Origin of the sequence: Pseudomonas citrullilanati, assembly GCF_030580855.1 — a bacterium.
In the GTDB taxonomy this organism is placed as follows: Bacteria; Pseudomonadota; Gammaproteobacteria; order Pseudomonadales; family Pseudomonadaceae; genus Aquipseudomonas; species Aquipseudomonas citrulli.
The window spans coordinates 144,586-157,832 of record NZ_JAUQOP010000004.1 but is presented as its reverse complement, the minus strand read 5'-3'; the positions used below and the strand labels follow the sequence as shown (position 1 = coordinate 157,832).

9 protein-coding genes are annotated in these 13,247 nt (G+C 53.3%); 6 read left to right on the top strand and 3 right to left on the bottom strand.

The window, feature by feature from the left end; all coding sequences use genetic code 11:
* Positions 1-523: 523 nt before the first annotated feature.
* Positions 524-1,447 (top strand): LysR family transcriptional regulator, encoded by a 924-nt coding sequence (locus Q6A48_RS05195; RefSeq protein WP_047739021.1) that lies wholly within the window; start codon positions 524-526, stop codon positions 1,445-1,447.
* A 66-nt stretch (positions 1,448-1,513) separates the two neighbouring features.
* Here Q6A48_RS05195 and Q6A48_RS05190 read toward each other — a convergent pair whose 3' ends face one another.
* The 3 genes from Q6A48_RS05190 to Q6A48_RS05180 all read right to left on the bottom strand — a co-directional run bounded on the left by Q6A48_RS05190 (position 1,514) and on the right by Q6A48_RS05180 (position 5,098).
* The gene (locus Q6A48_RS05190; protein ID WP_047739020.1) at positions 1,514-2,986 is read right to left on the bottom strand and encodes an aldehyde dehydrogenase family protein; all 1,473 of its coding nucleotides are present in this window, start codon (positions 2,984-2,986) and stop codon (positions 1,514-1,516) included.
* Positions 2,987-3,116: 130 nt separating this feature from the next.
* On the bottom strand, positions 3,117-4,526 hold the full coding sequence (locus Q6A48_RS05185; protein WP_047739019.1) for an APC family permease: 1,410 nt from the start codon (positions 4,524-4,526) through the stop codon (positions 3,117-3,119).
* A 278-nt stretch (positions 4,527-4,804) separates the two neighbouring features.
* Positions 4,805-5,098, bottom strand: coding sequence for a hypothetical protein (locus Q6A48_RS05180; protein WP_144419461.1), 294 nt, complete (start codon positions 5,096-5,098; stop codon positions 4,805-4,807).
* Between the two features lie 175 nt (positions 5,099-5,273).
* Between Q6A48_RS05180 and Q6A48_RS05175 the strand changes: the two genes are divergently transcribed.
* The 5 genes from Q6A48_RS05175 to Q6A48_RS05155 all read left to right on the top strand — a co-directional run bounded on the left by Q6A48_RS05175 (position 5,274) and on the right by Q6A48_RS05155 (position 13,148).
* Entirely contained in the window at positions 5,274-5,942 is a 669-nt protein-coding gene (locus Q6A48_RS05175) for a helix-turn-helix domain-containing protein (RefSeq protein ID WP_144419459.1), read from the top strand.
* Between the two features lie 431 nt (positions 5,943-6,373).
* Positions 6,374-8,092 (top strand): ABC transporter ATP-binding protein, encoded by a 1,719-nt coding sequence (locus Q6A48_RS05170; RefSeq protein WP_047739018.1) that lies wholly within the window; start codon positions 6,374-6,376, stop codon positions 8,090-8,092.
* Positions 8,093-8,165: 73 nt separating this feature from the next.
* On the top strand, positions 8,166-9,470 hold the full coding sequence (gene qhpG, locus Q6A48_RS05165) for a flavin-dependent monooxygenase QhpG (protein ID WP_047739017.1): 1,305 nt from the start codon (positions 8,166-8,168) through the stop codon (positions 9,468-9,470).
* Positions 9,471-9,724: 254 nt separating this feature from the next.
* Positions 9,725-11,200 carry a benzaldehyde dehydrogenase gene (locus Q6A48_RS05160; protein WP_047739016.1) on the top strand — a complete coding sequence of 492 codons (1,476 nt, stop codon included), beginning with the start codon at positions 9,725-9,727 and terminating at the stop codon, positions 11,198-11,200.
* A gap of 82 nt (positions 11,201-11,282) precedes the next feature.
* Positions 11,283-13,148 carry a sigma-54-dependent Fis family transcriptional regulator gene (locus tag Q6A48_RS05155; protein ID WP_160310729.1) on the top strand — a complete coding sequence of 622 codons (1,866 nt, stop codon included), beginning with the start codon at positions 11,283-11,285 and terminating at the stop codon, positions 13,146-13,148.
* Positions 13,149-13,247 lie beyond the last annotated feature (99 nt).

The window sequence follows — 13,247 nt, the reverse complement described above, 5'->3', positions numbered from 1 at the left end:
GGCAATGGCGATATATAGATTGCTTGATCGTGTTTTGTGATTGTTGCTTATTGGCAAAACTAGCAAAATCGCGCATCTTGAACTGCCACCGTCCATTTGCCCAGTTTTTAGACTCCAATGGAATATGATCATGAATTGAAATATGGCGCTCCGGCAGAGGACAAGGCATCGCGCAAATCGCCATGTGTTACCGCTCAATACGGCTTGTTACTGTGTGCTCTTGGCTGCCCCCATATGCGCACAATACGAGGGCATTTTTTGTCGGCTCGCCCCGCATCGCAGTTTCCTAAATCACGAACTGGACGGCTCCGTGAGCGCCGAAGGGTGATTCAAGCAAATTCGAGATGGCCGTGTACGAAAAAACCTAACGAATTGCCCCATTTGGGCGCATTATTCGTTTAGTAAAGTGGCCCGGGATCCGCAGGTCGGGAAGTGAGTGCCGCTTTAAAGCGAATGCATTGAATTGCATGAATTTTGCTACGGATAGCTCTTTCACACGTTCCGTGAGTAGCAGGTACCCTCAATGGACACTAGACAGCTTCTCTTGGCAACCAGGCTTGCTGAGACCCTCCATTTTGGTAAGGCAGCCGAGATCGAGAACATTGCCCAATCTGGCTTGAGCGCTCAAATTGCTAAGCTTGAGAGCGAGCTGGGCTTCAGATTATTTGAACGTACCAGTCATCGTGTTTCATTGACTGAGGCAGGTCAGGCGTTCATAGATCAGGCCCGCACGCTCCTAGGGAGCATGAACAATACGATCCTAGAATGCCGTGCCCTAGCTGAAAACAGTCGTGGTGTCTTGAAGTTAGGCTTTTTCGGGGATGCTGCGGGTGAACTCACCCACCTTATTTTCACACTCTTTCAGCAGAGCAATCCTGGTATCCGGTTGGTGTTTACTGAGCTGTCCATGACAAATCAGGTGCAAGCGCTCATCTCTGGCAAGGTAGATGCTGCGCTCATTAGGCTACCGATTTGCGATCCACGTCTTGAGCTCGATGTGATGTTTGATGAACCGCGAGTCGCTGCCGTACCGGCCAATCATGAAATGGCACATGCCTCGATCCTTACTATTTCAGACTTGATCGAGCAACCATTCGCGGTAGCGGGTGAGGGAGCTCCCACCGAATGGGCTGCTTACTGGAGTTTGGGGGCGGAGCGTCATGAAGCCTGCCGGATTGGAGCGTATGTCCAATCGATTCCTGAGAGCTTGGCTGCTGTGGCCTATAGTGGCGCGTTTGATACGTTCCCACTGACAGCCACACGCTTATTTAGTCACCCTGGCGTGCGGTACGTACCCCTAGCAGACGCGCCACGTAGCTCATTGGCTTTGGCCACACTTGCTGGTAACAGGTCGCCATCTGTTAGATCGCTTCGACGCTGTGTGACAGATACTCTTGAAAGCTCTCTTTCCTGTATTCCTGAGGCTCGTCGCTGCGAAGTGGCTTAACCACTTGCGAGCTCCAGGAGTGTATGCGCCTACCCCTCCAGTCAATTGGCAAGCTGGAGGGTGTGCTCAGAAAGGATAGTGGCGGAGTTGCCGCTGAACAGATACCCATTGAGTGGTTGTGAACTCATCAATTGCCCAGTCGCCATTGAATCTGCCGAGGCCTGAGTTCTTGTCCCCACCAAAGGGGACGTTAGGGGCATCCGCAACCGGCATGTCGTTCACATGGGCCATACCAGAATGGATGCGCCGAGCAAATTGCACGCCGCGTTCGATGTCACCCGAAAAGACTGCAGCGGAAAGTCCAAAACGGGTAGCGTTAGCCAGTTCCAATGCATGATCAGCATCCCGTGCACGCATTATCCCGGCAAGAGGCCCGAAGATTTCTTCGTAGGCTAATTCCATGTCGGATGTCACTTCAGTGAAAACGTGCGGCGCAAATACGAGTCCTGCAGATTCGCCAGCGTAAGCCAATGTTGCGCCTTCCGCTTTGGCCTGTTCGACCTTGTGAGCTAATCCGGCAAATTGTTTGCTGTTGATCACCGGGCCAACCGAGGTCCCCGGGTTTTTAGGATCACCGATTACCAGCTTACTGACGCGCTGAACGAACAGGGAGACGAAAGCGTCGTAAATCGGCTCTTCCACAATGATTCTATTGATGGCCATACAAATTTGGCCTTGATGCAGAAACTTGCCTATAACAGCCGCGTGAACTGCTTGCTTGAGATCCGCATCAGCTAGCACTACAAAAGGGTTGTTACCGCCTAATTCCAACGCCACATGTTTCAAATAATCGCCACTACCAGCTTGGCGGGCGATGTTTTGGCCAATCGGGGTTGATCCTGTGAAGGAGATAAAGCTTGGTGCAGGATGGAGAACGAAGTCGTCGCCAATTTCTGATCCCGCTCCCACGACCACGCTGAGAACTCCTTCTGGCAGTCCTGCTTCTTCGAAGATGCGCGCAAGCAGGAGGCCTCCGGTGACTGGAGTGTCACTGGCAGGCTTCACAACTACAGCGTTGCCGAGAGCCAACGCCGGTGCCAGAGATCGCTGGGTAAGATGGAATGGGAAGTTCCAAGGGCTGATTACCCCAACAACGCCGAGTGGGCGCCGATAAACGCGGCTTTCTTTATTGGGCACATCGGATTCCACTATGCGGCCATGAACCCGGCTTGGGAATGAAGCAGCCTCCAAAGTGATAGCTTTAGCTGACGCCCATTCGATCTCAGCTTTGATTCGCGTGCTCCCTGATTCGGAAATGATCCATTCAACCAACTCGTCATGGCGCTCATCAAAAATCTGAGCAGCTCTTAGGAGCACACCCGCTCGCGTAGATGGCCCCATTGCCGCCCAACCGGGTTGTGCTGCTTTGGCTTTAGCATAGGCTTCATTCAAGTCGTCCTTGTTAGCCAAGGCAATCTCAAGCAGCGTTTGCTGGGTGAACGGGTCGCTAACAGTCATGGAACGCGCCGTCCGACCTTCGCGCCAAACTCCCCCTATCAACTGCAGATTCAGGTCGCTGTAAGGATGATTTTTGTTCACGTTACTCTCCGAAATTTTATGACGACCGTAGCATTGGATTCTGGGTCGCTGACCTTTCTGTGGTGGCCCCACAAATTTAAGAACCACCCATCGATATTTATTCAATTTTGCTAGTGGGGAGGTGGTCGCTTCAGGTAATCGCAGGTGTCACAGGAAATTTCCCTTTGGCTCGGAGTCCATTAAAAACTCCCAGCGAGGCCGCTATCACAACCAACCATGGAAGCAGCGTTGCGATACCTTCCTTAGTACCGGTGAGTTCGCCAAAATTTGCCACGGCGAGAACAACGGCGGTTGCCAATCCACATCCACCAAGGGTGGGAGCGATCACGCCTTGCCATTTATTACATCTCTGGGTTTGGAGAGTGAATCCCACGACAGCGGCTGCCCCCAAAGTCTGCAAGGCGAGTACAGCAAGGGTGCCAAGTCCAACCATCCACATGTAGAGGTGCATTATCGGGTCGGCATTGGTGATCATGAAGACACCAACGGCGACGACGGTTGTGATCGATAGCGCAATGCTTGCAACGTAAGGGCTAGCGTGTTTTGGATGTACTCGGCTGAGCTGGTGAGGTACGAAGTGGCTGCGAGCCAGTGCGAAAAGATAGCGGCTCAGGGCATTGTGAAAAGAGAGCAACACGGCAAAGACGCTCGTGACTACCAGGATTTTCATGATTTCGGTAGAAAGGGAGCCGACGTACTGTGTGTTGGCATTGAACACGAAATTGATCATGTCATTGGCGGCGAGGCTTTGAACATCGCTATTCGCATATGCCAGACCGAGACACCAAGTAGTAAGCGTGTAAAAGATCCCGATAATGGCAATGGCAACATATGTAGCAAGGGGAACTGTGCGGCTCGGGTTCTTCGCCTCTTCCCCATAAATGGTTGTTGACTCGAATCCTACAAAGCAACAAAACGCGAACATCAATGCCACCCCAAGGCCAGGTGTGAATATCTGGGAGGGCAGGAAGCCATTCCAAGAGAAATTCTTGGCGTCCGTTTGGGCGATGACCGCGATGTCAAAGACAAGCAGGATCAGGATCTCGAAAATCATCAGCACGCCTAACACCTTGGCTGACACTTTAACGTCCATGTATCCGAAAATACCGACCAGTCCAATGATGAGAAGAGCTACGACGCACCAGTCCATCTGCAATCCCGCCATCGACAGAGCAAGGTCTGCCCCGAACGCAGCGAATTGACCGTAGATGCCAGTCAACATCGCGATATAGGCAAGTAGCGCGATTCCGCCAGCTGCGTTGCCTGCTGCTCGTCCTAATCCGTGAGTCACTAGCTCGGCGAAGCCACCAGCACTGATCACATGACGACTCATCGCTGCAAATCCAATGGCAAAAAGCAGCAGGACGAGCGAGGCGATTAGATAGATGCCTGGAGCGCCTGTACCTCCCATAGCGAAAACCACAGGGCCTGCACCAAGGGTGGCGCCGAGCGGGGCCGCAGCTGCAATTACAAAAAAGACGATGTCGGAGACACCTAAGGATTTGGGCTTAAGCCCTGGTTGTGTCGGCTCAATTTGCATACAGGCCTCCCCTTACAGCAAGACGGGATTTGAATTGTTATTGGTAGCCTGATTTTTCGCTCAGTGGCTAAGACTGGCAATCTGCAAACGCTGATCGTTCGATCTTAGTCGGTGATTGAACTGACGCTAGGCCGTAATCATGCCCGGGCATGCGTAGCCCGTGGTCGTCCGTTCACCTGGAGCTTGTACTGAATAGGTGCCCTTATAAGGGAGAGCCGCTATAGGAAAAGCTCCAGCTGTCCAAGTTATCCTATGAGTTGGATAAAACGTCATGAATTTTAGATCTTAAAGACATCTACCAAGTTCTTCTGCTTGATAGCTTGATCATTTAACGTTTGGCTAGTTTGGTAAGATTGTCGGCTTTTTTCAGATAGCGCCTCTGTTACATCGCGAATTTTGGGTACTCCTCTACTTGCTTCCTCTGCCACACGACTTTGTTGTTCCGCCGCGCGGCAATCTGCAATGTCAATATCATTGATAACGCTCACTGCCGAGCCAATGCTATGGAATGACTGCGCGGCTAAATTTACCTTCTGGACACCCTCTGCTATATGTAGGGTGCCGTTGTGCATTGCTTTATGAACATTGGAGGCAATTAACTGAAGCTTTCTATAACTTCACGAATTCATACCGAAGCGAAGCAGTCTGCATCACTGGGAAATCACGCCTCATCGACACGTCGATCTTGCCCAGGTTTTGTATATCCACCAGGGTCACGCACAGATCGAGATTGAGGGCCAAGCAAGTGTGGTTAATGATGCCACGCTGCAGTTCATACCTCCCTTGCGTGTTTATGGATTTCGATTTTATAAAAATGTAGATGGATATGTGGTGACCATGGCAGCGCCTTTGGTGGCCAGATTGGGTGTAATCACCGGGTTAGATTCAAGCGTTTTTGAGAGTCCTGGCGGCTGGTCAGTAGGTAATGACAAGAACCACCTTTATGCGCAGCTTTCAGCACTCAGCAAGGAATATCACAGCAGTCAGCCAGGTCGGGATGTGATGCTCCAATCCTTTATCCAGCCAGTTCTCGTGTGGCTTGCACGCCAAACAATTCAGCATCGCAGCAAGAGCGCGCCTTTAAGGTCCGGGCATGAATTGATGCGGCGCTTTCAGCGTTTGCTCGATACAGAATTCAAGCTTCAACCCAAGCTTGAAAGTCTTGCTCACAGGCTCGGTGTCTCTGCTCGAACATTGAATGCCACATGCCGAGAATGGACAGGCGAAAGTGCCTTGCCCCTCCTTCACCAACGTTTGCTCTTGGAAGCAAAGCGCCAACTCATTTACACCACAATGAGTGTTGCTCAGATCAGTGATGCTCTCGGATTTGCCGAACCGACCTACTTTGCGCGTTTCTTCCGTAGGCTCACAGGCAAGAGCCCACGAGAATTTCGAGCAGGGGAGGAGCGGCTGTAGCGACTATGTCTTGTTTGTTGCTATATACGCATACCGCTCGTGCAATTTTCACGTTCGTCTTAAAATTACTTATGAATCGTATCGAGTTCTACCATGACGGTCGAGCCTCAGGTTGAGTGATCAGCGAAATGTGTTCAGTTCCTGAACACTTGTGTTCTCCATAACTCGGAAGCCGGGGGAATCAGCATCCCAGTTATGAGCCTTCCTGAATCCCCTTGCAGACTGGATGCTCAGGCATGAAGGCGCCAACTGGCCTTAGGCGGGAGGAGGGCCAGGGAGCATAGTACGCGAGCGTGCACACTGATCGATTGCCAGGCTGGCTCATAATTTGCATCTAAGGTGATGGTTGAAAGCGCAGATCTACATAAGACACTGGCGCAGGGATTGACCATGATAAAAATAAGTACCTTTGTGCCATGCGGAGCTGTTCGATGCAGCGACTGATTTCTTGGCTGATCGACAGCCAGCATCCAGAGTCGTTGCTGGCTGCGTTGCGTTGGCTTTACAGCTTTGTACGTCCGCATCGACTGGCCATCGTCGGGCTGCTCGGCTTGTCAGTTTGTGCCTCGCTTTTGGTGTTGCTGCAACCTTGGCTGACGAAACTTCTGATCGACGATGGTTTGCTCGCACGAGACTTTTCGAAGCTGGTAACAATCGCAAGCCTGATGATCGTCGCAGGCATACTCGGAACAGTGCTTTCGGGGATGAATCGTTACTTGCACACACGCTTGTCCGGACGGATTTTATTTTCGCTACGTGACGACCTTTATCGACACCTGCAAACCTTGGCGCCGAGCTTTTATGCTCAACGACGCATCGGTGATGTGATGTCACGGCTAGATGGTGATGTCGCTGAGATCCAGCGCTTTGCCGTGGACTCATTGTTTTCGGCAGTATCGAGCGTGGTCGGGCTGATATGTGCGGTAGTCATGTTAGTGACGCTGTCGTGGAAGCTGTCGCTGCTGGTTCTGGTGCTGATTCCTTTCGACATCCTGTGGTTGCGCTGGATGCGCCGCAAAGTCGAGCGCGATGTAAGGCGGTTGCGTGAGTGTTCTGCGGACGTTTCGTCGTTCATGGTCGAGACACTGCCAGTGATGAAGTTCATTCAATCTGCCGGTCAGCAAAAGCGAGAATCGAATCGATTGGAAGCGTTGGGACAGGGCTATATGCAGCAATTGCTGAAGCTGCAGATTACCGAGTTTTTTACGCAGGCTGTTCCGGGAACATTAACGTCATTGGCGCGTGCCTGTGCCTTTCTCCTGGGAGGCTACTGGGTGGTTCAAGGCACGTGGCAACTCGGTGCGTTGATCGCGTTTTCCACTTACCTAGGGATGGCGGTGGGACCAGTCCAAAGCCTGCTGGGCCTTTATGTTGCGATACAAAGGATGACGGTCAGTCTCGGGCGGGTCATGGAGCTACGCGGCGAAGAGCCTACTGTCCTCAGCCCTGTATTACCCAAGCCGATGCCCGCCCAAGGGGAGTTGCGTTTCGATGACGTTCACTTCACCCATCCAGGTCGTCTCAGCACCCTGCACGGTGTCGATGCGTGCATTCCTTATGGCTTGAAAGTTGCGCTGAGCGGTGGCTCCGGGGTGGGTAAATCAACATTGATAGACCTTCTTCAGCGCCACCTCGATCCACAGGCTGGGCGGGTGCTGTTGGGAGAAATCGACCTGCGAGAGTTCGACCTGTTCGAGCTACGGCAACGGATTGCCGTGGTCAGCCAAGACATCGTGTTGTTTCGTGGCAGTCTCGCCGACAACCTGGCCTACGCCGTGCCGCACGCCAGTCGGGAAGCCATAACCGCAGTGGCGCAACTCGCGCAGCTTGATAGCTTGATCGCGTCACTGCCCGAAGGGCTCGACAGCCCTTTGGGTGAACGCGGTCAACAATTGTCTGGCGGACAAAAACAACGAATCGCAATCGCTCGGGCACTGCTACAGGATCCGATGATTTTAGTCATGGACGAAGCCACGTCTGCGGTAGATGAAGCCACCGAGCGTGACGTCATCGAAGCCATCGACCGATTATTTGCCGGGCGCACGCGAATCCTGATCAGTCATCGCCCTTCAACACTGGCCAATGCAGACCTACATTTTGAGCTGCTCGACGGCGTGTTGAGGCCTAAATCGGTCCAACACGAAATCTGATCATGAGGATTTGCATGATGTTTCAAGCACGTTCCTTGTATCCCTTCGTTGGCTCGGGCGAGAGGCCTTGCCGATGACTGGCCCCAGAATACTCATCCTTGGTGCCGGACCGGCCGGAGCGGCGGTGGCGCTGGGGTTACGGCGGTTAGGTTATTCGGTCTCGCTGGCCAGCGAATGGCGAAGATTCGCAGCGCTGGAGGGCGTCTCGGTTCGTGTGCTTGAGGCTTTGCACAGCGCGGGATTCCATCACGCCTTGGGCGACGCGACATTGCCTTCACAGCGCGAAGTCGCGTGGAACGGTCAGCAACATTCCCAAAACATAGAATATTTATTGGACCGTACGACATTCGATAAAGGGCTACGGGAAGACTTGCGCCTGGCCGGGGTGGAGTTGATAGACGGACGCGTGCTGGGCATCGAAAGCTCAACGGACGGGCACAAAGTCGAGGTCCAAGGACATGGCGCAATCAAGGCGGACTTCTTGGTAGAGGCACGAGGACGCCAAGCCCCCTCGCTTGGTAAAGGTGTGCGTGGGCCGGAGACCGTAAGCTTGCTCAATCGATGGCAAGGTCGGCCGGGTGCCACCGCCAGCGCAGTAGAAAGCCTCAAGGACGGTTGGGTATGGATGGCTCGGCGAGCCGATGGCCAGTGTTATTGGCAGTGGACGCTGGATGTCGCCAGTGCCGACCTGCCTGATAAGCGCGATCTACTTCAATATTGTCTTGAGCGACGTCTGGATTCGGTTGTTGCGCAAGCATTCTTTGGCCCGCAGCGTCAGATCGATGTGCAGGTGCTTGCACGCAGCAGCACGGCAATTCTGAATCCACACGTTTGCAGCGATCATTGGATACGAGTCGGTGACGCTGCGATGGCGGTCGATCCGCTCTCGGGAAACGGCATATTCCAATCATTATCCTCGGCACTGCAGGCGCCGACGGTGATCAACACGTTGCTGTGCAAACCCGAGCGATCGGCATTGGCCCAGCGGTTTCACCAGCAGCGAGTCGAGCAATTGTTCATGCGTTTCGCGAGGATTGGTCGGGACTTTTACCTCGACGAACAGCGATGGCAAGACCAACCATTCTGGCTTGCTCGCAGACAGTGGCCGGATGCGGTGGCCGCTCATGCCGAAGCGAATTTCGACGCCCTGAAGATTGAGCGCGCCCCTGTACTGTGTGACGGGTTCGTAGTTGAGGCGCAGGTAGTGATTACCCCGGATCAACCCTTGGGTGCCTGGCAGGTGCACGGGGTCGAGCTGGCGCCGCTTGTGCAACGGTTACGCTCGGAGCCGCACGAGCAGGTGCTTGCCGGGTTGACGGAATCTCAGGGGCGTGGGGTTCGAAGCTGGTTGTTGTCGCAGGGATACAGGCCTGTCTGAATTCAGTGTTTACGATCAGCGGAAAGTTGCTCATTCTATAACTTTGCTAATCATCGATGACTATGTCGTCGCCGAACAATATGTCTGTGCGGTCGACCGGTGTTCAATTGTGGAACACATTTTTTTGTCGGTGTGCAAACATTAAACAGAAAGTTTCGTGTGTGTTCCTGAAATGGCATTGGCACGCCTTGTGCTGTAACCGAAGGAGTTCCAGACATAGCACTGCCCTAAAAATAATTTACATAGGTAACGTCATGAATCAAACTTTAAAATTTCTGCCAGAGGAGCTCTGGAGTCACTGTGTTTTCGACGGTACTTGGATAAATGTTTCTCCTAACGTCAGTCAGGTCATAGAGCCTGCAACGGGGGCATCGTTGGGTTGCATCGGCATGGCTGACGCGGCGTCGGTTTCAGCGGCGGCTCGCGTGGCTAATGAAGTACAAGCGGATTGGTTCCTCACTGATTATGAAGAACGTGCCGCAATCATGCGTAAAGCGGCAGAAATCGCAGAACTGCATTTTGGCGATATCGTCGAGTGGTTGGTTAGAGAAAGCGGTTCGACCCAGTTAAAAGCGGCGTTTGAAACCCGTGTAACGATAAAAGCGTTGCAGGAAAGCGCCATGATGCCTGGGAAAAGCCAGGGTGACGTTCTGCCCAATGCTCCGGGATCCGGTCGCCTCAGCCTAGCCAGGCGTCGTCCAATAGGGGTTGTAGGGGTCATCTCACCTTTCAATTTTCCGCTTTACCTTGCTATGCGCTCGGTCGCGCCTGCTTTGGCCGTCGGTAACAGTGTCGTGCTGAAGCCCGATCCCCGAACCGCCGTTAGTGGCGGGCTGGTCATTGGGCGCTTATTTGAGCTTGCTGGGCTGCCGAAGGGCGTTCTCCACGTCTTGCCGGGTGCGGGCGATGCGGGCGCAGCGTTGGTTGAATCGCCAGACGTGGCAATGATCCAATTTACCGGATCGACCGCCGCAGGTCGCAAAGTCGGCGAAGCGGCTGGCCGCAACCTGAAGAAGGTGTCGCTGGAATTAGGCGGGAAGAATTCGTTGATAATTCTGGACGATGCGAATCTCGACTTGGCAGTTGCCAACGCCATCTGGGGAACGTTTTTGCACCAGGGGCAAATCTGCATGGCTACTGGGCGCATTCTCGTTCAGCGCAGCCTGTATCCGGCCTTCCTCAAAGCACTGACTGCCAAAGTGGGCAAGCTCTCGGTGGGTGATCCCGCTACGACAAAGGTCTCGCTCGGGCCGCTTATCAATGCACACCAGCGCGATCAAGTGGCCAAGATTGTCCGCGAGGCTCAGCAGGCCGGTGCAAAACTCGAAGTGGGTGGGCGTTACGAAGAGCTTTTCTTCCAGCCGACGGTGCTCAGCGATGTCAAACCGGACAATCCCGCGTTCCGTGAAGAGATTTTTGGACCCGTCGCCGTTGTCGTGCCCTTTGACTCTGACGAGGAAGCAATACGACTCGCTAACGACACGGAATACGGCTTGGCTGCCGGCATCATCAGTTCGAACATTGGCCGTGCGATGAAGGTCGGTGACAAGCTTCGGACCGGAATGCTTCATATCAATGACCAGACAGTCAATGACGAAGTGGTGAATCCATTCGGCGGCTGGGGCGCATCTGGAAATGGCACGAGCGTGGGAGGGGCGGCGAACTGGGAAGAGTTCACTCAATGGCAATGGTTGACCATCAAGGATGAGGCCACGCCTTATGCCCTGTAAGGCACTGGATCGAACATAACTGCAAGATCTTGAAGAAAAAACGCCCGTTCTGAACGGGCGCTTTTTTATGCTATGTAATTATATGCGGCTGGTCATTATTAATGATAAAAACATACAAGAATGTAGAAAGGTAATGAGTGGTCAGCAAATGAATATAAGAGACATGCACGGCCTTGATGAGGTTCGGCGTCGCTTTCTGGATGGACACTCCTTGCCGGCGGATCTGCTGCCTCCTGCAGTAGCCAGTTCTTGGGAGCGGTCCAGGAAAGCAGGGCTCTCACCTTGGGATAAGCGACTGTCTGGACGTTGGCGCGCCCATGAATTGAGTAGTTCGGATTCGCGTTTGGCTGCATGCGCTCAACCTGAGCTCGACAGGCTGTGGGGAATATTCGGAGGGCAAGACTGGGCCCTGTTTTGTGTCAACCTCGAAGGCGTGATCGTTTATGCCAAGCACGCGTCCCAGCCCGACACTGTGGACTCACTGAAAGTGGGAAAGCGCGTCAATGAAGTGGATATCGGAACCACGGCGCCCAGTTGCACACTCCATGAGCAGCAGCCGTTTATCGTCTGCGGCGGTATGCACTACTTGAAAGAATTTGAAAATTTTTTCTGCGTATCCGTACCCGTTTTCGGTGTGCGTGGGGAGCTGGTGGGTGCAATCGACATAACCGGTATCGGCCAGCGCAATGCGACTGCTGTTCTGGAGCAGCTAAAGATCGCGTCCATGGCCATCGAAAGCAGGTTGTATTCGGGGTTGGTGGATTGCCAGATCGTAGCACTTCAGTTTGACGCGAGATTGATAGGAACACCTTTCCAGGGATTGGTCGCTTTCGATCAGAATGGAAGGTTCTGTGCCGCCAATAAAGTCGCAAAGAAGATATTGGGCATCGATGCTTCTGCGCCAGTCGAGTCTTCATTGGATTGGGATAGTTTTTTTGAGCGTGGGCCACAGTCCATAGTTGTGAACTCACCCAGTCTGATAGCGCTCAACGACGGGTCTTCGGTTTATGCCCAGTCATTATCGTTGCCTGGCGGCGCTCAGCCTGCTGCTCGTTTGCGCCATACATCCCCTGGGGTTGGACACGATCCTGCGCTCAATCAGCAATTCAACATGGCCTCGAAAGCCTTTGCAGCGAGCATTCCCGTCATCCTGCAGGGCGAAACGGGTACAGGAAAAGAGGTGTTCGCCAGGGCGCTTCACGACTCGTTGAATCCTGGTGCTCCGTTCATAGCCATTAACTGTTCTGCCATACCCGAGAATCTGATTGAGTCCGAGCTGTTCGGCTACGTTGAAGGAACGTTTACAGGGGCACGTCGAGGCGGTGCGAAAGGTCGTATCGAAGAAGCGCATGGCGGGACTTTGTTGCTCGATGAGATTGGCGATATGCCGTTCAATCTTCAGACCCGGCTGCTTCGGGTACTGCAGGAGAGGGAAGTAACCCGTCTCGGCAGCTCAGAACGACATCCAGTCGATGTAAGAGTTATTAGCGCGACCCATTGCGATATCCACAAGCTTATTGAGGAGCATCGTTTCAGAGAGGATCTTTTTTATCGCCTCAATGGCATGCAGGTTCGGATTCCGGCGCTCCGTCAGCGGCAGGATATGGAAGATATCATCACCAAATTGACCCAGCGCTATCAGGGAGGCGCGATTCATCCCGCAGCGTTGGAGCTGCTGAAGAATCAGGAGTGGCGCGGAAATATCAGGCAACTGGAGCAAGTGATCCGGCTGGCTGTGGCGTTGGCTGGCGCAGGGCTCGTGATCCTGCCGGAACACTTTCCAGGCTTGGAGCAGCCTGACGAGAAGCGTGATGAGAAATCGTTAAAGGAATTTGAAAGGAAGAAGATTCAAGACGCGCTGGATGCCAATGGCGGCAACGTGAAAGCGACTGCGCAGCAGCTCGGCGTTGCTCGCGGCACTATCTATCGTAAGCTAAAAATGGAATAGCTTGTTATGCCTTTCAGATTGAGGGGGTTATCACTGGCCCCCCTCTTGGCGTGATAGTTATTTGATTGCATTCATCAATGTTTGTCTCCGAACGGCGCG